23 protein-coding genes and 2 pseudogenes are annotated in these 21,401 nt (G+C 61.9%); 13 read left to right on the top strand and 12 right to left on the bottom strand.

The features are described from left to right. Window positions 1-59 precede the first annotated feature (59 nt). Window positions 60-533, bottom strand: a complete 474-nt coding sequence (locus EFQ99_RS25455) for a hypothetical protein (RefSeq protein ID WP_245441583.1) — start codon at window positions 531-533, stop codon at window positions 60-62. 490 nt (window positions 534-1,023) lie between these two features. Here EFQ99_RS25455 and EFQ99_RS25450 point away from each other — a divergent pair, with 490 nt between their 5' ends. Continuing rightward, on the top strand, window positions 1,024-1,578 hold the full coding sequence (locus tag EFQ99_RS25450; RefSeq protein ID WP_126923972.1) for an RES family NAD+ phosphorylase: 555 nt from the start codon (window positions 1,024-1,026) through the stop codon (window positions 1,576-1,578). Between the two features lie 27 nt (window positions 1,579-1,605). Here the strand turns inward: EFQ99_RS25450 and EFQ99_RS25445 are convergent, their stop codons facing one another. Continuing rightward, a complete protein-coding gene (locus EFQ99_RS25445) occupies window positions 1,606-2,046 on the bottom strand; it encodes a GFA family protein (RefSeq protein ID WP_126923971.1) in 441 nt (146 codons plus the stop codon). 827 nt (window positions 2,047-2,873) lie between these two features. Then, window positions 2,874-3,374: a GNAT family N-acetyltransferase gene (locus EFQ99_RS25430; RefSeq protein ID WP_126923970.1), complete on the bottom strand. Its 501-nt coding sequence runs from the start codon at window positions 3,372-3,374 to the stop codon at window positions 2,874-2,876. Window positions 3,375-3,777: 403 nt separating this feature from the next. Between EFQ99_RS25430 and EFQ99_RS25425 the strand changes: the two genes are divergently transcribed. The 3 genes from EFQ99_RS25425 (at window position 3,778) to EFQ99_RS25415 (ending at window position 7,394) form a co-directional block, all read left to right on the top strand. Then, a complete protein-coding gene (locus tag EFQ99_RS25425) occupies window positions 3,778-4,293 on the top strand; it encodes a hypothetical protein (protein WP_126923969.1) in 516 nt (171 codons plus the stop codon). A gap of 658 nt (window positions 4,294-4,951) precedes the next feature. Continuing rightward, a complete protein-coding gene (locus EFQ99_RS25420) occupies window positions 4,952-6,025 on the top strand; it encodes a YihY/virulence factor BrkB family protein (RefSeq protein WP_126923968.1) in 1,074 nt (357 codons plus the stop codon). Between the two features lie 85 nt (window positions 6,026-6,110). After that, entirely contained in the window at window positions 6,111-7,394 is a 1,284-nt protein-coding gene (locus EFQ99_RS25415; protein WP_126923967.1) for a cystathionine gamma-synthase family protein, read from the top strand. Between the two features lie 45 nt (window positions 7,395-7,439). Here EFQ99_RS25415 and EFQ99_RS25410 read toward each other — a convergent pair whose 3' ends face one another. The 5 genes from EFQ99_RS25410 to EFQ99_RS25390 form a co-directional block, all read right to left on the bottom strand. Then, on the bottom strand, window positions 7,440-7,853 hold the full coding sequence (locus tag EFQ99_RS25410; RefSeq protein ID WP_126923966.1) for a cupin domain-containing protein: 414 nt from the start codon (window positions 7,851-7,853) through the stop codon (window positions 7,440-7,442). A gap of 44 nt (window positions 7,854-7,897) precedes the next feature. Beyond that, complete coding sequence (locus EFQ99_RS25405; protein ID WP_126923965.1) at window positions 7,898-8,662, bottom strand: SDR family oxidoreductase; 765 nt, start codon at window positions 8,660-8,662, stop codon at window positions 7,898-7,900. 534 nt (window positions 8,663-9,196) lie between these two features. Then, window positions 9,197-10,396 carry a thiolase family protein gene (locus EFQ99_RS25400; protein ID WP_208722815.1) on the bottom strand — a complete coding sequence of 400 codons (1,200 nt, stop codon included), beginning with the start codon at window positions 10,394-10,396 and terminating at the stop codon, window positions 9,197-9,199. Beyond that, window positions 10,374-11,894, bottom strand: coding sequence for a class I adenylate-forming enzyme family protein (locus tag EFQ99_RS25395; RefSeq protein ID WP_126923963.1), 1,521 nt, complete (start codon window positions 11,892-11,894; stop codon window positions 10,374-10,376). The genes EFQ99_RS25400 and EFQ99_RS25395 overlap by 23 nt, the downstream gene beginning before the upstream one ends. 2 nt (window positions 11,895-11,896) lie before the next feature. Next, a complete protein-coding gene (locus EFQ99_RS25390; protein ID WP_126923962.1) occupies window positions 11,897-12,313 on the bottom strand; it encodes an acyl-CoA thioesterase in 417 nt (138 codons plus the stop codon). A gap of 54 nt (window positions 12,314-12,367) precedes the next feature. Here EFQ99_RS25390 and EFQ99_RS25385 point away from each other — a divergent pair, with 54 nt between their 5' ends. After that, on the top strand, window positions 12,368-13,336 hold the full coding sequence (locus EFQ99_RS25385) for a zinc-dependent alcohol dehydrogenase family protein (protein WP_126923961.1): 969 nt from the start codon (window positions 12,368-12,370) through the stop codon (window positions 13,334-13,336). A 444-nt stretch (window positions 13,337-13,780) separates the two neighbouring features. On the opposite strand, the gene EFQ99_RS25370 is transcribed toward EFQ99_RS25385, so the two are convergent. Further along, on the bottom strand, window positions 13,781-14,155 hold the full coding sequence (locus EFQ99_RS25370) for a winged helix-turn-helix transcriptional regulator (RefSeq protein ID WP_126923959.1): 375 nt from the start codon (window positions 14,153-14,155) through the stop codon (window positions 13,781-13,783). A 137-nt stretch (window positions 14,156-14,292) separates the two neighbouring features. Here EFQ99_RS25370 and EFQ99_RS25365 point away from each other — a divergent pair, with 137 nt between their 5' ends. Continuing rightward, complete coding sequence (locus EFQ99_RS25365) at window positions 14,293-14,760, top strand: nuclear transport factor 2 family protein (protein ID WP_126923958.1); 468 nt, start codon at window positions 14,293-14,295, stop codon at window positions 14,758-14,760. Window positions 14,761-14,809: 49 nt separating this feature from the next. On the opposite strand, the gene EFQ99_RS25360 is transcribed toward EFQ99_RS25365, so the two are convergent. Next, window positions 14,810-15,724 carry a LysR family transcriptional regulator gene (locus tag EFQ99_RS25360; protein ID WP_126923957.1) on the bottom strand — a complete coding sequence of 305 codons (915 nt, stop codon included), beginning with the start codon at window positions 15,722-15,724 and terminating at the stop codon, window positions 14,810-14,812. A 99-nt stretch (window positions 15,725-15,823) separates the two neighbouring features. Here EFQ99_RS25360 and EFQ99_RS25355 point away from each other — a divergent pair, with 99 nt between their 5' ends. Then, the gene (locus tag EFQ99_RS25355; RefSeq protein ID WP_126923956.1) at window positions 15,824-16,585 is read left to right on the top strand and encodes an SDR family NAD(P)-dependent oxidoreductase; all 762 of its coding nucleotides are present in this window, start codon (window positions 15,824-15,826) and stop codon (window positions 16,583-16,585) included. 128 nt (window positions 16,586-16,713) lie between these two features. Here EFQ99_RS25355 and EFQ99_RS25350 read toward each other — a convergent pair. Beyond that, window positions 16,714-17,579, bottom strand: a pseudogene (locus EFQ99_RS25350) (LysR substrate-binding domain-containing protein). A 106-nt stretch (window positions 17,580-17,685) separates the two neighbouring features. Between EFQ99_RS25350 and EFQ99_RS25345 the strand changes: the two are divergent. The 4 genes from EFQ99_RS25345 (at window position 17,686) to EFQ99_RS25330 (ending at window position 19,845) form a co-directional block, all read left to right on the top strand. Next, on the top strand, window positions 17,686-18,390 hold the full coding sequence (locus EFQ99_RS25345; RefSeq protein WP_126923955.1) for an SDR family oxidoreductase: 705 nt from the start codon (window positions 17,686-17,688) through the stop codon (window positions 18,388-18,390). A gap of 12 nt (window positions 18,391-18,402) precedes the next feature. Next, window positions 18,403-18,978 (top strand): pyridoxamine 5'-phosphate oxidase family protein, encoded by a 576-nt coding sequence (locus EFQ99_RS25340; RefSeq protein WP_126923954.1) that lies wholly within the window; start codon window positions 18,403-18,405, stop codon window positions 18,976-18,978. A 199-nt stretch (window positions 18,979-19,177) separates the two neighbouring features. Beyond that, window positions 19,178-19,438, top strand: coding sequence for an antitoxin (locus EFQ99_RS25335; RefSeq protein WP_126924064.1), 261 nt, complete (start codon window positions 19,178-19,180; stop codon window positions 19,436-19,438). Then, window positions 19,435-19,845 (top strand): type II toxin-antitoxin system VapC family toxin, encoded by a 411-nt coding sequence (locus EFQ99_RS25330; protein WP_126923953.1) that lies wholly within the window; start codon window positions 19,435-19,437, stop codon window positions 19,843-19,845. Before EFQ99_RS25335 ends, EFQ99_RS25330 begins: the two co-directional genes overlap by 4 nt. A 125-nt stretch (window positions 19,846-19,970) precedes the next feature. Here EFQ99_RS25330 and EFQ99_RS35665 read toward each other — a convergent pair. Beyond that, a pseudogene (locus EFQ99_RS35665) lies at window positions 19,971-20,018 on the bottom strand (hypothetical protein); the annotation flags it as partial. Between the two features lie 301 nt (window positions 20,019-20,319). On the opposite strand from EFQ99_RS35665, the gene EFQ99_RS36030 reads away from it, so the two are divergent. Both EFQ99_RS36030 and EFQ99_RS36025 read left to right on the top strand, forming a co-directional pair. Further along, complete coding sequence (locus tag EFQ99_RS36030) at window positions 20,320-20,799, top strand: MFS transporter (RefSeq protein WP_281024292.1); 480 nt, start codon at window positions 20,320-20,322, stop codon at window positions 20,797-20,799. After that, a complete protein-coding gene (locus EFQ99_RS36025) occupies window positions 20,717-21,400 on the top strand; it encodes an MFS transporter (RefSeq protein ID WP_281024291.1) in 684 nt (227 codons plus the stop codon). The genes EFQ99_RS36030 and EFQ99_RS36025 overlap by 83 nt, the downstream gene beginning before the upstream one ends. Window position 21,401: the final 1 nt, after the last annotated feature.

Below are 21,401 nucleotides of genomic sequence, written 5' to 3'. Positions count from 1 at the left end.
GACCGAACGCTGCGCTGCAATGCGTAAGAAGCGGCCGTCGGTCCAGGCGCTTTGTGACATCAGGAGCGGTGTTCTTGATGCCAGTTTTCGAACTCGGCTACGGTGCGAACTCTGTGGTCCAGCACGGCTTCGTAGACAAGCGCGCTGGAAACTGTTCCAGCATTTTGCGGACGCTCGGCCAAGGCGATCTTAATTCGCAGGATTGTTTCCCGATCCGCATCCGTCAGCCGGGGCAGCAGAGTCTTCAAGTGGGCGATGTCAGGCTGCCGGTCCGGTTGATCGACCAACCAGATGTCGATAGTCCACACTGTTTGATCCGGCGTTTGAACAGACAGCCAGAGGTAAAGGCCGTCCGGATATTTCTCGGGCTCTCTGTTCCATTTTCCGCTGTCATTGCGGAAGCGCACCGCGACCACTCGTTCTGTCATCCGCATCAGGCGAGCGCCGATTGCAGTAAATGCTTCCATTGCCTGAGCGTCGAGCCTGGGACAGATGACCGTGATATCGATGTCTCGACGCACCATGAGTCCCATTGCCGAGCTTCCAACTCTGACAGGTTGCCCGAGACCGGCAAGAAGCTCGTCAAGCCGCAACGCTTGGACGACTTCATCGGCTTCAGCCTGCAGCCTCCGTTGGGCTTCAAACAGATCAGACTTTCTCTGTCCTCGTTTCGGGTTCGGTTCGGCCTTCGACGGGAATGCGTGGCAAACCCACCTCGGTTCCCTACGGATATGGCGCCCAGCTGCAATTCCTTCAATGCGGCCTCATCGGTTATTGCCCATAGAAAATAACGCATTGATTTCGTTTGGTCGACAGCCTTTGCAGAAGTGATATCGAGCTTCACTTCCGTTACTTCTCTAGGCATAAGTCGTGGTGGAATTCCAAGCGCCTTTCGCCATGGTGCTCCGGCAATCGAAAACCACATCGCTGCTGGCATAATATCGCTCGGCGTGGCAACCATGGAAGACACGCCTCTGTTATCGATCGCCTGCATGCTCTCGTATCGATCATTCCCGGACCCATATGGAACAGCTGCCAACAAGCGAACCGTCAAGCATCTTTCGCCAGGTGGGCGGACGCTTTTTTCGTTCCGTTCTTGTCGAGCGCCTCGATCGCGTACTCGATCCTCCGGATGGGACGAGCGCGGGGCGCTATCACCGGCTCGGCCAGCCGGCTCTCTATATGAGCGCTTCGGCCGAATGGGCGATCATGGCGATCTCAGGTTATATGCGCGAAGACGGGCGGCGGCGTGGAGTCGTGCCGCTGTCGGTCAGCAATGCCTTTGTGCTCGATCAGCATGATGAGCAGGCGTGTGAACGGCTCGGCATCGACCGGGACGCCTCCAATCTCTCCTGGCGCTCCGCATTGGCCGTCGGCGAGGAGCCGCCGTCATGGCGCACGGCCGATCTCGCCAGGGCGGCGGGCGCCGATGGCATCATCGACCGATCGAGACTGATCCCCGGCGGCTGGCATCTCAATCTGTTTCGCTGGAATGCGCTCGGCGGTCTGTCCGTCGAGGTGAGCGGCGATCCAGTCGAGGTTGTGTTGTCGCAAGAAGGCCCGAAGTGGGGGCTATAACCGAGCCGTCCTCTGGATCCTTGCCGCTCACATATCGTCCGGCTCGTTGTCGGCCGCCGCCGACGAAACCAGGCCGCGCCGGGCACGCACCACGCCATCGGGAGGCTGGACCCACTCATGTCTCGATTGTTCGTAGACGGAAAGCAAGGGCGGTGGAAAGGTCGGGTCCGCGAAGGCGCCGACGGCGATGCCGCAGAACTCCGCATTGAAATCACCTTCCCAGTACAGCGACGTCCCGCAATTCGGGCAGAAGCGGAACCGGACCTTGCGCCCTTCGGCGGCCTCGCGTTCGAAGACCTTCCACTCTCCCTCGATCGTTACCTCGCTTTTCGCAAAGATCGCGCCGCTGCCCGCCACGGCGCCGGTTCGTCGCTGGCAGTCCCGGCAATGGCAAAGGGTCACCGTAAGCGGATCGCCTGAGGCCTTCGCGCGGAGTGATCCGCAATGGCATTGCGCTAACCTGTCCATCTGTCACCTCGTTTCTTTCGCTGTTGATCGATCAATGAGAAATGCTGGGGATTCGCGCAAGGTCCCCAAGAGAGCCTTGCCCTGCAGCGCCTCGCAAGGACCTCGAAGGGCGAGGCGGGTGCGCCTCGTTGCGGATGGGGCAAGGCGCAGCCTTCGACGCTTCGGCCTTCGGCCTGCGCTACACAAGATGAGATCGGGAGAATGCCGCGCCTACGAGAGGATGGGGATCGGGCGGGCGGGAGAACTGCCATCCGCGCGACGGCATGGAAGGGGGAGAAGCCCGGCGCGGGGAGAGAAAGGCGCCGGGCTTCGATAGTGACCGACAGCATGGGAGGGGAAATGCTGTCCATCGGGCCGAAGCAGCTAGGAGGGGTGCAGCGCTTCGGCTCATCACGAGGTAGTGCCGCAATGCGGCAAATTCAAGCCTGGCGGTTGCGTCGAGATTGCGCAGGCGATGTTATGAACGAGCGCGGTGCGGCATGCGGTGGCTCTGTCCTTGCTTGAAGGCAGCGTTGTCCGCGGACAACCCGCTCGATCGCACGCGGTTCAGGTAGTCGCAGATTTAGAGCTTCAGCAAATTGGCCGGGTCATATCCCGGCCGTCCCGTAACCTTCGCCGTCACGCGAACGAAGCCCGCTGCCTCCAAATCAAGCTGATCCACGAAGGATTCGATGAAGTAGACCGGATTTTCCGGCCGTAGTCATCCACTATCTCAGGAAGAAGCAAAAGCTGCGAGCGGTCTGTTCCAAATAAATTTGCCATGGCGGAAACTGCCATGTCGTTCTGCCTTGGAGAATTCCTGCGGAATGCCACTTCTGGACATAAGATCAGTCTGGAAACTCTTCCATGGCCTCGGCGTAGACGCTGAAGCCGATGCGCTCGTAGGTGGCTTTGGCTTTCGGATGGTCATAGGTATCTGTGTGGAGCCATACGCGGTCAGGTCGATGGTTCCATATCGAGCGCAGGGACCAATCCAGCAGATACGGCCCGAGACGACGGCCTTGAACTTCCGGGATCAGGCCAAAGTGTTTTAGCTCCACGTCCCTTTCGCCGACGCCCTCGAACTCGCACAATCCAACTGAGCGCCCGCCGTGCCGCAATATGTAGAGTGCTGTGGAACTGCTACGCAGGAACGCCAAAAGTTCTGCTCTTGGCATCCGAAGGCGCCCATCCCATTGCAACGGCATCCCCACGGATTGATAGAGTTGAAGATAGTCTTTCGCGCCAGGGCCTTCCTTTGCGACACTGACGGCTGAATCGGGACAGGACAACGCGGCTCCCTGCGGGCGCGAAAGCTGTTCCATATAGGTGACGAGGAGACGGACCATAACACACAGAGCTCGAAAGGGATGCCAGTCGATAGCAGGCCCGGTTCATGAAGTCGATTTCCCGCGGGGTCAGTCGAAATTCTGCAACGTAATGATCGCATATGTGAGGGACGGGGCGGCCGAGTTTATACAGCGGAACTGCCGGGTGGCGGGTTCGGCAAGTGTGCTCGATATTTGAAACTCCACAGCCTCCGAAGCGGTGGACGACGCAGTTGTCCGCGGACAACGGATAACGAAGGCGGCCAGCGGGCAACTGGTGTAGGCGGCCGGGAGATGCCTCATGCAGCACTCTCAATGAGGCGACCTGTACGGCACGGCACGGACCAAAATCTAAACCCGGAAGGAGGATTGGGCGAGTGTAGCCGCTGGTTGACGGCATCGTGCCCGGCGGTAAGGTGCGTTCATGCTATCGATTACCGATCCCCGCTGGAGAGAGTTGCGCCATGCCTACGGCAGCGCCGACGACATTCCGGAATTGCTAAGGGCGCTGGCTATGTCGCCCGGTCCAAAGGCAAGTTTTGAGGAAGAGCCCTGGTTCAGCCTGTGGTCTCGACTTTGCCACCAAGGAGATGTTTATAGGGCTTCCTACGTGGCCGTTCCACATATCGTACAGATCGCAAGTGAGGCGAGCAGGCCGGTCGACGCCTCATTTTTTCATTTGCCCGCCGCCGTTGAAGTGGCTCGTCGGGCGGGTCGGGGACCAGACATTCCGGAGATGTACGCCGAAGACTACCATGGCGCGATTGGACGTCTAATCGACAATGTGAGCCTTCAACGGAACGAAGCTTGGGACCGGTCGATGTTCCTTTCCGCGGCAGCGGCGCAAGCTGTTGCAAAGGGGCATATCGACATAGCCGAGGCATTGCTGAACCTGGACGCTGATTGGATCGCAAAGATCAATAGCGGCGAATTCGATTGATCCTTCGCTGCATAAGCGTGTGTGACTGAAACAAGCCATGGGCCGATGTGAGTGGCCGGCTTCGATTGGCCGCCCAAACGCTCCAACCTTGCAAGGTGCAACGAGTGCCCCATTGATGATCGACGGGCACTAAACGACGTGAAGGTGCGGCGTTCACGCGCCGTCAAGTCAACCACATTTGGCGTGGATAACGATCGCAGCTATTGTCGGCCGTTGCCGCCGGCGCTATTGATGAGGCAAGACTTTGCGGCGGTGGATTTGCCGTCGAGCCTGCTCTGAGGATTGCTCTCATCGGTGTTCGGAAGTGTCTGAAACGGTAATGGCAGCCGGCATCAGGCCCAGAATTACGTCTCTTAGGTGGATCTGCAGGCGAATTTTGCCGGTCCCGACTCGGTAAAATCGCCCCATCGGCCACAGCACCAAGATAGCCCTCACGCCGGAGTAACGAAACCAAACCCCGGTTTCGCTTCCGTAGCCCAAAACCAATCCAACAAAATCAGTGGCTTATAATCTTCCAATTTGCGCCGGATTCTCATCTGCGACGCTCATGGCGGCAGCGAAGTCCCCTCCCCTGCCGGGATTCTCCGCGGGAAAGCAACAGCTTGCATCCTTTAGCGGCGCGCAGCGTTATCCCCGAAGCAGATCGGAGGATAGGGTAATGGCAGAGGTGCTCCGCCTCAAGGGGTTCTCCGTCGCGGTTGGAATAATGGCCGCGGCGATCGGTGCGTTTGTCGTGGTGCAGGCAAGGCAGCGGGATTCTCTTGCCGTCGTTGCCGGCAAGGTGGGCGACGATCATGGGCGCAGGGCCGCCACGCCCGAGGCCATTCCGCTGCGTGGCCTGCGCGACGTGTTCTGGCGCGCCTTCCATGAAATCCTCGACGACCGGGTGACGCTGATTGCGGCGGGGGTAACCTTCTATCTGCTGCTCGCGCTTTTTCCCGCGCTCGCGGCCCTGGTCTCGCTCTATGGGCTGGTGGCCGATCCGGTGACGATTTCCGAACATCTGCGCGAGCTTGCCATCCTCCTGCCGCCCGGCGCCTTCGATCTTTTTGCCGACCAGATCAAGGCGCTCGTCGAAAAGCGCGACAGCACGCTCGGCATCACCTTCTTCATCGGTCTCGCCATCGCGCTCTGGAGCACACATAGCGGCACGCTGGCGATCTTCGACGCCATGAATGTCGCCTATGAGGAGAGGGAGAAGCGCAGCCTCATCCGGCTGAACCTAATCGGCCTTTGCTTCACCTTGTGCGCGATGGTTTTTGCGGTCGTCCTGGTGGCGCTCATCGGCGTGATGCCCGTCGTGCTCTCCTATCTCTGGCTCGACCAGTTCAAGGAGCACATGGCGCTTCTCCTGAGATGGCCGCTGCTTCTCTTCGTCGTCGCGGTGGCTGTGACCCTGGTCTATCGCTTCGGCCCGAGCCGCGAGCCTGCCAGGGTTCGCTGGATGACGTGGGGTGCCGGTCTGACCACGTTTGCCTGGGCCGTCATGTCGGTCGGCTTCTCCTTCTATCTCGATCATTTCGCCAATTACAACGCGACCTATGGCGCGCTCGGCGCTCTGATCGGTTTCCTCGTCTGGATCTGGCTTTCCGTCGTCATTCTCATCATCGGCGCGGAACTCAACGCCGAGCTGGAGCATCAGACCGCGAAGGACACGACGACCGGGCCGCCGCTGCCGATGGGCGCGCGCGGCGCCTATGTCGCCGACACTTTGGGCGAGACGGTGAGTTGATCGTTAAGGAGCCTCATCGATGGTTGCTCGCCCGATGCGGTTTTGATGTAGTTTGTGCTTCGGCACGTCGACAGAGGAGACGATCATGACCGCCCCGCATCCTTCCAAAACCCATATCGGCAATCATGCACTGCATCCCGAAACGCAGATGCTGAACTACGGCTACGATCCCGAACTCTCGGAAGGCGCGGTCAAGCCGCCGGTGTTCCTCACCTCCACCTTTGTCTTCAACTCCGCCGAGGATGGCCGCGATTTCTTCGATTATGTCTCGGGCCGGCGCGAGCCGCCGGCGGGCAAGGGCGCGGGCCTCGTCTATTCGCGCTTCAATCATCCCAATAGTGAGATCGTCGAGGACAGGCTCGCCGTCTACGAGCGCACCGAAAGCGGCGCGCTGTTTTCATCGGGCATGGCGGCGATTGCCACCACGCTGCTTGCCTTCGTCCGTCCAGGCGATGCGGTCCTGCATTCGCAGCCCCTTTACGGCGGCACCGAAACCCTGCTGGCAAAGACCTTCCTCAATCTCGGCGTCGCGGCAGTCGGCTTTGCCGATGGCGTCAGCGAGGCATCGGTGCAGAAGGCGGCGGATGAAGCGGTCGGCAAGGGCCGGGTTTCCGTCATCCTGATCGAGACGCCCGCCAATCCGACCAACAGCCTCGTCGATGTCGCGATGATCCGGCGCGTGGCTGATGCGATCGGCGCGAAGCAGGGGCATGTGCCGATCGTCGTCTGCGACAACACGTTGCTCGGGCCGGTCTTCCAGCGGCCGATCGAGCATGGCGCCGATATCTCGCTCTATTCGCTGACCAAATATGTCGGCGGCCATTCGGACCTGATCGCCGGCGCGGTTCTCGGTCGCAAGGGGATCGTCAAGCAGGTCAAGGCGCTACGCGGCGCGATCGGCACGCAGCTCGATCCGCATTCCTGCTGGATGCTGGGAAGATCACTCGAAACGCTGCAGTTGCGCATGGAGCGGGCCAACAGCAATGCGCGGGCCGTCGCCGATTTCCTGCGCGATCACCCGAAGGTCGAGAAGGTGCATTATCTCCCCTACCACGACCCGGACTCGCCCTCCGGCCGCACCTTTGCCGCCCAATGCACCGGCGCCGGCTCGACCTTCTCCTTCGATATCCGCGGCGGCCAGCCGGCCTCCTTCAAATTCCTGAACGCGCTGCAGGTCTTCAAGCTCGCCGTCAGCCTCGGGGGCACGGAATCGCTTGCAAGCCACCCGGCCGCCATGACGCATTCCGGCGTGCCGGCCGATGTGCGCGAGCGTATCGGCGTGCTGGAATCGACGATCCGGCTTTCGATCGGCATCGAGCATCCAGATGATCTGATCGCCGATCTGGAGTTGGCGCTGCAGGCCGCCTGAGACGGCGGGAAAGCCGATGCCCGGCGGCGGGCATCGGCTGTCGCCTCACTTGTCGTCGGTCGTCAGTTCCGTCTCGTCGGTGTTCAGGACGAAGACCGCAAGCAGGCGCGCCGGTTTTGTCTTGCTGGCGTTCTTGCTCACGGCGTGATGATCGCCCGGAAATTCGGGAAAGCTTTCACCTGCTTTATAGACCTTCTCCGGCCCGTCATTCACCTTGCTGGTGATCGCCCCTTCGAGAACGGTGGCGTAGATGAAGGCCGAGGCCGGGTGCGTATGGCCGGGCGACGAGCCGCCCGGCGCATATTCGACGAGCACCGCCCGCATGCTCTTGCCGGGAACATTGGGAAGCTTCTGGTCGAAAACGACGCGAACCTTCGCGTCGCCGCCTGCGGCGTGAGCCTGGGTGCCGGCGGCAAGGGCAATGGCGAGCGCGGCCGCCGAGATCATTTTTCCGAGCATGTCTGGTCTCCTCAGTTGGTGGGAATGGGTTGTCAGGGCCTTCATCAGGCGCTCTTTTTCTGAGGTGGCTGCCGGCTCAGCCAGTCGTCGAAGCGGATCCGGCCAAGCCGCGCATTGGGTCCGGTCACCAGCGAATTGTCCTCGAGCTCGACGCCGAAATAGTGGGCATGCGGATCGGCGACCACCTGGCGCGTATCGTTGGTCGCCTTGAAGAGGCGCGTCACGATATCGGTGAGGCGGACTTTCTCCGGCCCGCCGATCTCGATCGTGCCGTTGGCAGGTGCAGCGAGCGCCACCTCGGCCATGACGTCGGCGACATCGTCGGAGGCGATCGGCTGTATGTAGGCCGGCGACAGATGCACCATCTGGCCTGATGTGCCCGACTGGGCGATGCCGGCCATGAATTCATGGAACTGGGTGGAGTGCACGATGGTATAGGGTATGTCGGAGCTCTTGATCAGCTGTTCCTGGGCCATCTTGGCGCGCATGTAGCCGCTGTCCTGCAGCCTCTCCATGCCGACGATCGAGAGCGCGATGTGATGCTTCACGCCGGCAGCGGCCGCTGCCTTGAGCAGGTTGCGGCCGGAGGTCTGGAAGAATTCGAGAACCGCCTTGTCCTCGAAGGAAGGCGAGTTGGCGAGGTCGATCACCACCGCAGCGCCGGCGAGCGCTTCGGTCAGCCCCTTGCCGGTGATCGTGTCGACACCCGAATTCGGCGAGGCCGGCAGGACGTCGTGCCCCTTGCTGCGCAATCTTTCCACGGTCTTCGAGCCGATGAGGCCGGTGCCGCCGATAATGACGATCTTCATGGGTAGTCTCCTTCTCCTTACGAGGAATATCCTCTGTTGACTTGCCTTTGCTGAACGAAGGCGAGCAGGAACTGCTCGAAGTGCCGAAACCGCATGAAGCGGCTTCATCGGCCGGAACCGATCGGTAGGAGAATGCGCCCGATCGCGGCTTTGAACCATTCTCCCTCAGTCGCTGTCGCCCTATGCCAAGGTGTAGGGGAGCGCGCGGAAACGGAGGAGATTTGCGCTAGTCGGCATGGCGGGGAACGGACACGGTGCGGAAGGATATGCCGCGACTTCTCGACTCCCTCTTCTCCCCTCGGGGAGAAGGTGCCCGTAGGGCGGATGAGGGGGCCGGCGACACTTGTCCTTCAATAAAGCACATGCTGGTATTCGAACGGGGCGCTGGGTATGGCGTTGCCGCCGTCGTGACGGGGAGCCTCTAACGGAGAGGATATACCGTGTGGCCCCCTCATCCGCCTGCCGGCACCTTCTCCCCAAGGGGAGAAGAGGACATGCCGCGCCGTCTCCGCTTCTCGCAATACCGTTGTTTTATCAAGAAAGCCCGACAGCCTCGAACAGCGCGGTCAGGCCTATGCCGCCGCCGATGCCGATCGTGGCGAGGCCGGTCGCGGCGGGGGACCAGCGATCTCCGCGCACCAGCTGGCTATATAGCCGGCTAATGAGAATCGCGCCGGAAGCGCCGAAGGGGTGGCCGAGGGCGATGGCGCCACCTTCCTTGTTGACGACCTCGGAAGCAACACCGAGCTGATCGAGCGATGCCAGGACCTGGGCCGCGAAGGCCTCGTTGAATTCGATGGCGTCGATCTCTGGAAGCGCGAGTCCGGGCTGGCGCTGCAGGAGCTTTTTGGTCGAAGCGACCGGGCCGATGCCGAGCAGGTTGGGGTCGACGCCGGCGGCGGCGCTGTCGATGAAGGCGAGGCCCTTTTCGATGCCGAGGCTTCTGGCCATGCCGCGGCTCATGACGAGCACCAGGCAGCCGCCGTCATTGAGTGGGCAGGCATTGCCCGCCGTCACCGAACCATCGGCCTGGAAGACGGGTTTCAGGTTTGCGAGTGCCTCGAGCGAGGTCGTCGGGCGCGGGCATTCGTCCCGTTCCACCAGACCGTGGCCGGTGGCGATCTCGACGATCTCCGGCCGGAAGAGGCCGGCCTCGGCCGCTGCGACGGCGAGCCGATGGCTGCGCAGGGCGAATTCATCCTGCCTCTGGCGGGAGATGCCGAACTCCCGCGCGACGTTTTCGGCGGCGACGCCCATCTCGGGATCGCCGATCGCCTCAGGTGAAAAGCGCGCCCGCCCGTAAAAGCGCGGCAGCGCGCCATTGGCTTTCGGCCTTTCGACGCGCCACGGCGCGGTGCTGACGCTTTCGACGCCGCCGGCGAGAAAACATGAACCCGCCTTCGCCTGGATCAGCCGGGCGGCCAGGATGATCGCTTCCAGCCCCGAGCCGCATTGCCGGTCGATGGCAACGCCGGGAACGGCCACCGGCAGGCCTGCGGCGAGGGCGGCCAGCCGGCCGATATTGCCGCCGCCGCCCGCGGCATTGCCGACCAGCACATCGTCGATAGCATCAGGCGCAACGCCCGTTTCCGTAAGGATCCGGCGGATGATCGGCGCAAGCAGGTCTTCGGCCGCGACCGTAGCTAGCGAGCCGAAGGCGCGGCCGACCGGCGTGCGGTAGGCGGCGACCACGACAGGCTGCCAATCCTCGTCAGGCTGATAGGCGTAGGACAAGACCATCTCCCGAAATCACCGATGCTTCCACCTGCCCGCGCGCGATCTTGCCGCTGCTCGTCATCGGCCAGGAGCCGATGTGGTGGAATTCCCTGGGGATCTTGAACCTTGCAAGCTTGCTCGCGCAATGGTCGGCGATAATTTTCGCGTCCGTCGCCTCGCCGGAGATAACGGCGACGATCCTCTGGCCGTAATAGGGATCAGGCAGTCCGAAGACGACGGCATCCTCGACGCCGGGGCAGGTCTTCAGCGCGCTCTCGACCTCGGCAGGATAGACGTTGTTGCCGCCCGTGATCATCATGCCGCCCGACCGGCCGATCACCCGCAGCATACCGTTCGCATCGATCTCCCCGAGATCGCCGACCGTCGCGCCTGCCTCCGTGACCCGGAACGCCTGGCCGTCGTCGCCCCAGAGATAGCCGTCGGCGATCAGGTCGCTCCTGACGAAGATGGTGCCCGGCACGTCGGTGCCGACGTCGTTTTCTTCAGGATCGCGAATGGAGAGTTCGACGCCGGGATAGGCCTGCCCGACCCGGTCGATCGGAAAATCGATCTTGCCGCCGACAAGCGTCGAGACCGTCATGAAGCCGATTTCGGATGCGCCGTAATATTCGCGGATACGCGCCTGCGGGAAAAGGCGGCGCATGGATTCGATCTCGTTGAGATTCAATTTCGCGCCGGCTGTCAGCACGTCTCGCAGCGAGGTCAGCGCGGGTTTACCAGCCCATGCTCTCGCGATGCCGGCGATATGGGTCGGCACGGCGACCAGCCGTTCGATCCCAGAAGAGAGAACGCGCGCGACAGCGCCAGGGTCCCACTTCCCCACCGAATGGAAGGTCGCCCCGGCATCTAGCGCCTCGACCAGGGCATAAAGCGCCAGCCCATGCGCAAGCGCTCCCGGGCAGAGGGTCGAGGGCGCGTCCTGGAGTTCGAAGACGAGACGTCCGCGGTCGAGGCTCCGGCGCCACTGTTCGTGCGAGCGATAGTAGGCCTTCGGCTCGGCTGTTGTGCCCGAGGTAAAGCCGATCAGGAAGATCCCCTCGGCATCGACTGGCAGGTCGTCTACCGCCACGGCGAGGTCAAATGGCTCAGTTCCGGCGACGATGACAGGGATGCCGAGCCTGCGGCCGATCTCGGCGCTCGGGCTCGCATCACCGTCGACGACAAGCACGTCGGGCGCCAGCCGCTCGACGATGCGCTCGATCCTTTCGGCCGGCATCATCGGATCGATGACTGCCAAAGCATGCGGCAGCGCGGTGGCGGCGATAAAATATTCGGCAAAGCCGATGTGGTTGCCGAGGCTGAGGCCGACCAGCTTCTGCACGCCGGGCAGATCGACTGTCCGATGCTTCGAGCCAGGAAGCTCTTCGATAAAACGGTAGATCGCCCGGGCGCGGCCATAGAGTTCGCCATAGCTCAAGGAACGGCCGTCGATCACGACTGCCAGCTTATCCGGTCTCTCTATCGCGTGTCGAAGAAGCTCTTTATGGATCGGCATGGTCAGCCCTGCGACAAGGCGGCTCTGGTCGCCTCAGGGATCGGCGTCGGGCGGCTGTCGGCGAGGCTGACGCAGACCCAGACGAGCCCGCCCGATGCGCAGTGAGCGCCATCGCGCTGGCGATAGAGCTCGATCGTAAAGGAGAGGCTCGAACGGCCGATCTTCTCGACATTGACCTTCGCCTCGACGATATCGTCGACGTCGATCGGGCTGTGAAAGGTGATCTCCGCCTTCTTGACGTGATAGGCAACGCCCGAGGTGGTGTGGCGGAAGTGGCTGAGAATGTCGCGGTGGCGCAGGAACTCGACGACCGCATCCTCGCAATAATCGAGATAGACCGAATTGTGGACATGACCATAGATGTCGATGTCTCGCATCGAGACCCGGAACGATGCTAAAGGCCTGTCGTCAACGCTCATTCGATCACCGAAATTTCGAAGGCGTGTTCTAACCGCTGTTGTCAGGGGGATGCAATGCAATATCAGGCGGTGGTGCGAAAATTCGGCCCGGCCGAGGAGGTCGTCGGGATCGAACGCGCCGAACTGGCGCCGCTTCCGCGCGACAAGGTGCGGGTGCGCCTGCTGGCGCGCTCGATCAATCCCTCCGATATCATCACCGTCTCAGGCGCCTATGCCGGACGCACCACCCTGCCCTTCATTCCCGGCTTCGAGGCCTTCGGCGTGGTCGAAGAATGCGGCGATGAGGTTCGCAGCCTTTCCCCGGGAGCGCGCGTGCTGCCGGTGCGCAGCGCCGGCGGCTGGCAGCAGTTCAAGGATACCGATCCAAGCTGGTGCCTTCGCGTTCCCGACGCGCTTTCCGATTTCGAAGCGGCAACGAGCTACGTCAACCCGATGACGGCGTGGCTGATGCTGCACAAAAAGATCGGGCTGAAGTCAGGCATGCGCATCGCCATCAATGCCGCCGCCTCCTCGATCGGGTCGATCCTGATCGGCATGGCGAATGCGGTTGGCGTGGAGCCGATCGCAATTGTCCGTAGCGAACAATCCCTCGCGCGCCTCGGCGGCCGGCTTGAGGCCGTCATCGTCGACAAGGCGGAGAACGATCTCGCCGCCGGCCTCGCCGGTCGGCACGGGCTCGATGCGGTGCTCGACTGTGTCGGCGGCGCGCGCGCCTCGGTGCTCGCCGATGCGCTGAAGCCGGGCGGACATTTCCTGCATTACGGCCTGCTGTCGGGAGAGAGCATCCCACCCTCCTTCTGGGCCTCCCATCCCGACATCGCCTTTTCCTATTGCCACCTGCGTGAATGGGTCCATGCCGAAGCAATGAGCGATGTCCAGCGCGCCTATTCCGAGGTCGCCGTGCAGATTTCGGCCAAGGTCATCGCCACCGAGGTGCGGGAGGTATTTCCGCTGGAAAAGATCAGTGAGGCGCTGCGCTCCGCCCTGCCCTTCCGGACGGGTGGGAAGGTGCTGCTGGCGTGATGGGAAAGTGCGGCATTCTCCAACGCTCCTCATCCTGAGGCGCGCAGGCCGAAGGCCGGAGCCTCGAAGGACGCGCTCCAACATCGCTTTTTGCATCCATCTGACGTCAGCGCACCCGCCTCGTCCTTCGAGGCCCCTGGCGGGGCACCTCAGGATGAGGCTCGCTTGAGGGGCGAGATTTTTTCCTTGTAGCGGTATCCCGTGTGGCACCCCCCTCTGTCCTGCCGGACATCTCCCCCACAAGGGTGGAGATCGGCTGGGCTCACGGGCTTCCCCAAACAACCGGCCGTCACATGGGGCGTAAATTCAGGGCGAGGCATGGCTTCTTGCCGATCTCCCCACTTGTGGGGGAGATGTCCGGCAGGACAGAGGGGGGTGTGCCACGGTATGCCCTATCCAAACTCCCGAGGCGGGCAGGCCGCAGCCCCGAAGGATGCGCCCCTCTCAGACTCCGGTTTCGTGCCGCTGCCGCGACCTGATGATGGCGGAGTGGTTCTGATCGGCCCATCCAATCAAAGCCTTCATGGGAACCAGGAAGGAGCGCCCCATCTCGGTCAGTTCATATTCCACGCGCGGCGGAACCTCGGGATAGACGGTGCGGCTGATGAAGCCGTCCTGTTCCAGATGCCGCAATGTCTTGGAGAGCATCTGTTTCGAGATGTCGCCGATCTCGCGCAGCAACTCGTTGAAGCGCTTCTTGTCGTCATCAAGCGCCTCCAGCGTGAGCAGGCTCCATTGATCGCCGATGCGATCGAGCACACCTCTGACCGGGCACCCTGTCCCGGGCCGCTGTTTTGGTTCGTCCATTTCCCCGGGCATGCCCTCTCCTTGGTCAGCGCAGGCTGACCTTGCCACTAAAATCTGCCTTCTTGCCCGGCATGTCAGGCTTCCGTAGACCAGATCTCATAGTCTGTTTTCTAGACTAGATCGCTGATCCATACCAAGGAGTTTGACGCATGACTTTCGGGAAATCGCTTGTCGCACTCGCCATTCTGGCAGCCATTGCCGCGCCTTCAGGCGCCTTTGCTGAATCCACTGCTCGGGATTTGAAGGTCGAGGAAGCCAACCGCAAGCTGGTGGTGGAGTTCTACGACCGGTTCTTCAACAAGCACGATATCGAGGCCGCCTCGGTCATCGCCGACGATTACCGGCAGCACAACCCCCAGGTTCCCGACGGGAAGAAGCCTCTGATTTCCTTCTTCTCCGGCTTCTTCAAGGACAATGCTCAATCGAAGGCGGAGATCGTCCGCAGTGCTGCCGATGGCGATCTCGTCTGGCTGCATGTGCATGCGACGAATGGTGCTAACGATCGCGGCGAGTCGATCGTCGATATCTTCCGCGTCAAGGACGGCAAGATCGTCGAGCATTGGGACGTGATCCAGTCCGTTCCGAAGGAAGCTGCCAACAAGAACACCATGTTCTGAATTCGATGGGCCGGCTTTGGGAATGACGAGTTCTGCCGTTAGGGGCAGGTCATTTGCCTGCACGAGCGATCCCGTCGTCGGGGTGCAAGCCGAACTCCGCGATCGCAAACGAGATGACGCTGCGCAGGCGCGGCGTCATTCGCCGGTCGCGATGGTATATGAGCGACATAGGCCGCTCGCGCAGATGCCAGTCGGGAAACAGCCGGGCGAGCATGCCGGAAGCAATGTCGCTATCCACCAGCATGGCCGGCTGCATGATCACGCCCAGGCCGGCGCGCGCCGCCATGCGAACAGCCTGACCACTGTCAACACTGACCGATATCCGAGGGGTGACCTCCACCGCCTCGTCTCCTTTCGATAATCGCCATGGCGAGCGTATCGCCGGGGTAAAGCCGACCGCTTGGTGGCCCGAAAGCTCGCTGGGATGTTCGGGATTGCCGTGGCGGGCGATATAGTCCGGAGATGCGCAGACGACCATCCTGTAAGGCGCGAGCTGGCGCGCGATCAGGCGACTGTCCGGCAGGTCCCCAATGCGGAAGGCGATATCGAAGCCCTCGTCGACAACATCGACGTTGCGATCCGTCAGGCTGATGTCAATGGTCACTTCAGGCGCGATTTCACGATAGCGCTTCAGGGCGGGCATCAGGATTTCCGCGCCGAAGGTTGACGGCGCCGTCACTCTAAGCCGCCCTCGAGGCTTCGTCTGCGATGCCTCGGCATCCGTCTCGGCATCGGCAACCCGCTCAAGAATGTCCCGGCACTGCTCCACATAGCTCCTGCCGAAATCCGTCATGCTCTGGCGGCGGGTCGTCCTGTTCAGAAGCCGTGTTCCTAGCCGTTCTTCCAGCGCTGCCACATGCTGGCCGACCATGGCCGGCGACATGCCGAGCTTGCCGGAAGCCGCACTCATCGAGCCCTCTTGAACGACACTGACAAAGACCTGCATGGAGCGAAAAAGGTCCATTCGATGCTCCTGCTTTCAAATGAATGAAGTTTTTCAGCAATTATCGCTGCTATACGATGCAATTACAACGGCCTCGCTGATGCAATCAAGGAGGCGCAAATGACGCAAAACAGATTTACGGCCAAAACTATCTTCATCACCGGAGCGGGAACTGGCATGGGGCGGGCTGCCGCCCTTCGGCTGGTAAAAGAAGGCGGCCAGGTCGCCCTCGTCGGACGCCGTCCCGAGCCGATCAACGAATTGCAGTCCGAGATCGAAGCTGCCGGAGGCACCGCGATCGCAATCGCTTGCGACATCGCAGATGAAGATGCAGTCGCGGCCGCTGTTCAGGCCACGGTAACGCGCTTCGGGACACTCGACGCCGTCTTCGCCAATGCCGGGGTGCTGGGCGAATTCAAGCCTCTGGCGATGACCTCGGCGGATGAACTGGACACGCTGATCGCCACCAACCTTCGCGGCACTTTCTTCACGCTGCAACAATGCCTGCCCCATCTCGCCGGCGGCAGCATTCTCATCAATGCCTCCTGGACGGCGGGCGGAGTGATGCCGGGCGCGGGAGCCTATGCCAGCACAAAGGGCGCTCTGCTCGCCATGATGCGCACGCTGGCGGTGGAGCAAGGTCCCCGCAACATCCGTGTCAACGCGATCAATCCCGGAATCATCCTGACGCCGATGGCAGATGATGTCATCGATCCGGCCTTCGCCGCCCGCCTGGCCAGCCATGCGCCTCTTCGCCGCAACGGCAGATCGGAAGACGTTGCAGGCACGGTCGCCTGGCTGCTGTCCGACGACGCAGATTTCGTCACCGGACAGGAGATCACTGTCGATGGTGGCTTTACGATAGGCGGTGTTCGGTTCTAGCTGATCGCATTCATCGTTAGTGAATTCGTCCGGCCGCCCGCTTCGAGGGCGGCCGTCATGCGTAGCGGGTCGAGGTGGTTGAGGCGAGGGTTAGCGCTGTTCCTTTACCGAGCTCAGGCGCGACACGCTTAGAGCAGCGACAGCCGCTTTGCGCACCAGTCCCAGACCGCATCCACGGCCTTTCGGAGCGTTTGCGGACGAGGAAGTAGTCGGATTCGATGACGGCTGTCGCATCCGTCACCTGTACCAGCCGTCCGGCCTCGAGATCGGCCATGACGAAAGCCCGGCACGCCAGCACGACGCCCTGACCGGCGAGTGCGGCATCCAGCGCTAGCGTCGTATGGTTGAACGCCGCGCCGGGAAGCTTCTCGCGGGATTGCAGAAGCGCCCGCCAGTGATCGTGCGAGACATGCAGGAGCGGCAGCTTGCGCAGCTCTTCGCCTGATAAAGGAAGGGTGAGGCCCTTGACCAGTTGCGGGCTTGCGACGGCCACCAGTTCCTGGCGGAACAGCAACTGCGCCTGCAGGTTCGCCGGAAAAGGCGGGCGGGTGAGGCGCACCGCGATATCAACCTGGTCGCGGTCGAAATCCGACAGCGCCTCGGTGGCCATTGTCCTCAGATCGATATCGGGAAGGGCGGCGTAGAGCTCCGCGAGCCGCGGGATCAGCAGCTTGGCGGCGACGGTTGGAGTGACGCTGATCGTCACTGTTTCCGGCCGGTCCAAAAGCCGCCCGGTCGCCTCTGCGAGCGTGTCGAAGGCGCGGCTCACTTCCGTCAGATAACCCGTGCCATAGGCGGTGAGCGCAAGGCCGCGGGAAAGGCGCAGGAACAGCCTGAGGCCGAGCTGGTCTTCCAGCGCGCGTACCTGCTGGGCGACCGCCCCTTGCGTAACGCCGAGCTCTTCCGCCGCGGCGCGGAAATTCAGCCTGCGGCCCGCAGCCTCGAAGGCGCGCAGGGCGTTCAGCGGCGGCAGCGTGCGGCGGGATGGGGTCATCGGCTTATCCAGTAGATTTTCTACAGTCTTGCAGTTTTCTTTCTCGCGCGAAAGTCCCGATGGCATCTGGCATAATGCTTTGGAAAATCAGCTATCGGAGGCCTCAATGTCTGAAGGAAAAGTCGCTCTCATCACCGCCGGCGGGTCCGGCATGGGGGCAGCCGCCGCCCGCAAACTCGCCGCAGACGGCTATCGCGTCGCCGTTCTCTCCTCCTCCGGCAAGGGAGAGGCGCTGGCAAAGGAGCTTGGCGGCGTCGGCGTCACCGGATCGAACCAGTCGAACGACGACGTCAAGCGGCTCGTCGATCTGGCGATGGAGCGATGGGGACGCATCGATGCTTTGGTCAATTCCGCCGGCCACGGCCCGCGCGCACCGATCCTCGAAATCTCCGACGAAGATTGGCACAAGGGCATGGAGGTCTATTTCCTGAGCGCGGTGCGGCCGATCCGGCTGGTCGCGCCGATTATGGAAGCCCAGGGCGGTGGCGCCATCGTCAATATTTCCACGGCATGGGCCTTCGAACCGTCGCCGATGTTCCCGACCTCGGCCGTCTTCCGGGCGGGACTTGCGAGCTTCACCAAGATCTTCGCCGATACTTATGCGGCCAAGAACATCCGCTTAAACAACGTTCTGCCCGGCTGGATCGACAGCCTGCCCGCGACCGACGAGCGGCGCGACAGCGTTCCGATGGGCCGCTACGGCACGAGCGAGGAAATCGCCGCCACTATCGCCTTCCTGTTGTCCGAAGCCGCGGGCTACATCACCGGCCAGAACATCCGCGTCGACGGCGGCATTGCCCGTTCGGTCTGAGCGAGGCTGCTGGTGGATTTGACTGAGATCGATGCTTCGGCATGGGCGGAACTCGAAACGGCTGCGGGAAACCCGCAGTCGGGTTTCCGCTATGTGAACCTCTGCTCGGTGGACGCCGAGGCGAGACCGCAGGCGCGCATGGTCGTGCTGCGGGCGGCCGATGGATCGGCGCGTAGCCTCGAATTCCACACCGATACGCGAAGCTCGAAATGGCTGGAGCTTTCGGCAAATCCTGAAGTCACGGTGCTGGGCTTCTGCCCGCAGGCCCGGCTGCAGTTGCGGCTTCAGGGAAGGGTTGAACGCCATGGTCCCGGAAGCGAAGCCGCCGACATCGCCTGGGACAGGCTGCCCAGCCGGACGCGGACGACCTATGCGGGCGGCCCGCCGGGGGACGAGTGCGCCTTCGAAGTCATCGGTGAGTTGGCGGAACCTGTCGACGAAGCGGACGGAAAGGCGCGCTTCGGCGTCCTCAGCTTCCGGGCGCGGACGCTGGACTGGTTCCAACTGAGTCAGCTGGACAATCGAAGAGCGTTGTTTGCCTACGACGAAACGGGCGCCCTCTGCTCTTGTCGATGGGTCAATCCGTAGCCTGAAATCACGGTGCGAATCCGCGATTCCGGTTCCGCCGAGCGAAAGCAGCCTCGCTGCTGCCAATCGCTGCCGAACTGCTCGGCCAGCATTCGCCGGAAGCCGACGCTCGTCGCCCGCGATGACACGCAGGTCTTGTAAAAACGCACCTTGCCGCGTATATACAGTGAAATATATACAAATGGCGAAGGCGTTTCCCATGCCGCAATATGCGCGCGTATTTCAATCCGGCAATTCGCAGGCCGTCCGGCTTCCGAAGGAGTTCCGCTTCGATGTGGATCAGGTGGAGGTTACGCGGGAAGGCGACGCCGTCATTCTTCGGCCACGGGCCGATCGCAGCGAACGATGGGCGTCGTTGCGAAGCGCGCTCGAACGCGGCCTCAGCGACGATTTCATGGCCGACGGGCGTGAACAGCCGGAGGATCAGGAGAGGCCTGATCTTCAGGACCTGTTCAAGTGATCACGCATCTGATTGACACCAATGCGGTGATCGCCCTGATCGGCCGCAAGTCCGACACGCTGCTGGCGCGCGTGACGGACAGCGACGAAGGGGCGATCGGGCTGTCGACCGTGGTGATGCACGAGCTCTATTACGGCGCCTATAAGAGCGCGAAGGTTTCCTACAATCTCGAAACCCTGCGCCTGTTCACGGCGGATTTCCCGTCGGTCGGCTTCGAGCAGGAGGACGCGCTGGCCGCAGGAGAGATCCGCGCCGCGTTGGCGGCAAGGGGAACGCCGATCGGTCCCTATGACGTGCTGATCGCCGCGCAGGCGAGGAGCCGGGATCTGATTCTTGTCACCAATAATGTCGGCGAATTTCGGCGCGTCGAGGGCCTGCGCGTCGAGGACTGGACGGTCGGGCGATAGTCCAAGAGAGGCTCAGCCTGAGCTACCCCGCAAGGGGGCCTGAACAAGAGCAGTTCAAAATCCTGCCTGCGGCCAAGCACGAGAAGTTCTTGGCCGACCGATCGTTCCAGACGTTGTATCTGCATGCTCACGGCCGATTGGCTGCGGCCAACCGGTGGTCCGGCATTCGACAAACTGCCGCTTTCGACAAGGGCAACAAAGGTTCTCGGCAGATCGAGATCAAGTGGAAGGAACGTATCGTTATCAGCGTATCGAATATCGGAATTCAAACCTATTCATTTTTCCGAACTCGCCGCATCTGCCACACTGAATGCTGCGAGCCATGAATCTTTGAAAGGCCGATTGATTTTGTCATCCACATCCTTACCCGTTTCACTGTCCGAAGACGCAGATTCACCAAGCGGATGGCGGGTCGTCGGCGGAGCGCATGCTCTGACAGCCGTAACCTTCGGATCAGCCTACGCCTTCTCCGCTGTGTTTCCCGGTCTTTCCGAGGAATTCGCGGCATCGCGCGGCGAAATCGCGCTTGTCTTCTCAATCTCGGCCTTCGTGTTCTATTCGCTGGGCGCGATCGCCGGCCCGCTTGCCGATCGCTGGTCGTCCCGCGGCGTCATCGCGACAGGTCTGGTAGCAATGATCATGGGCTATATCGGAGCCAGTCATGCGCAGTCCCTGGCCTCGCTCTACGTTTGGTACGGCATCGGAGTAGGGCTTGGGATCGGCCTCTCCTATGTTCCGGCGATCGCAGCGGTGCAGTCCTGGTTTATCCTCAAGCGGAGCCGCGCGTCCGGCATTGCCACGGCCGGCATCGGCCTCGGCACGCTCTTACTGCCGTTGACGATCGGCCGGCTCGTCTCCGGGCTTGGTTGGCGTGGATGTTTCATCGGTCTGGCGGTTGTCATTGCTGCAATCGGTTTGCCGGCAGCGATGCTGGGTGCGCAAACGTCAAGATAACAGCATTGCTTCAGAGCTGCGATCCGGCGATCGGCTCAGCCCTTTCACAGCATGGCGCGATGGCCGTTTCCGCCTGTTCTACGTCATGTTGATCCTGGCGTCGTTCTGCACATTCATTCCCTATGTCCATATCGTCCCGGCAGCGCACGACATGGGTCTGTCGCTCGAAAGCGGTACAATCCTTATCGCGCTCATCGGCATCGGAAATATCTTTGGACGTTTTGTGCTGGCCGGTCTCGGCGACCGCATCGGTTCCTTGCGCCTTTTGGCGATCCTTACCTTTGCCGTTGCCGGCTCATTCCTCCTGTGGTCGGTTGCCGACGGCATGGCCATGCTGGTGCTTTTCACCCTGTTGTTCGGCATGAGTTATGGCGGCTGCGTCGGCCTGTATCCGGCCGTTGCCGCCGATCTCTTCGGCACCCGTCATATCGGAACGATACTGGGCTATCTCTATACGGCTGTGGGTGTGGCTGCTTTGCTGGGGCCAACAATGGCGGGGGTCGTCTTCGATAAAACCGGCAGCTATCTTGGCCCGATACTGTTCAGCATGGTCGCCGCATTCTTTGCCGGTTTCCTGACACTGCGGCTCCGGCAGAAATAGT

It is taken from the genome of Rhizobium vallis, from assembly GCF_003985155.1.
GTDB classification, from domain to species: domain Bacteria; phylum Pseudomonadota; class Alphaproteobacteria; order Rhizobiales; family Rhizobiaceae; genus Rhizobium; species Rhizobium vallis.
Note: the sequence above shows the minus strand (reverse complement) of the source record. Positions and strands in the feature narration are given on the sequence as shown.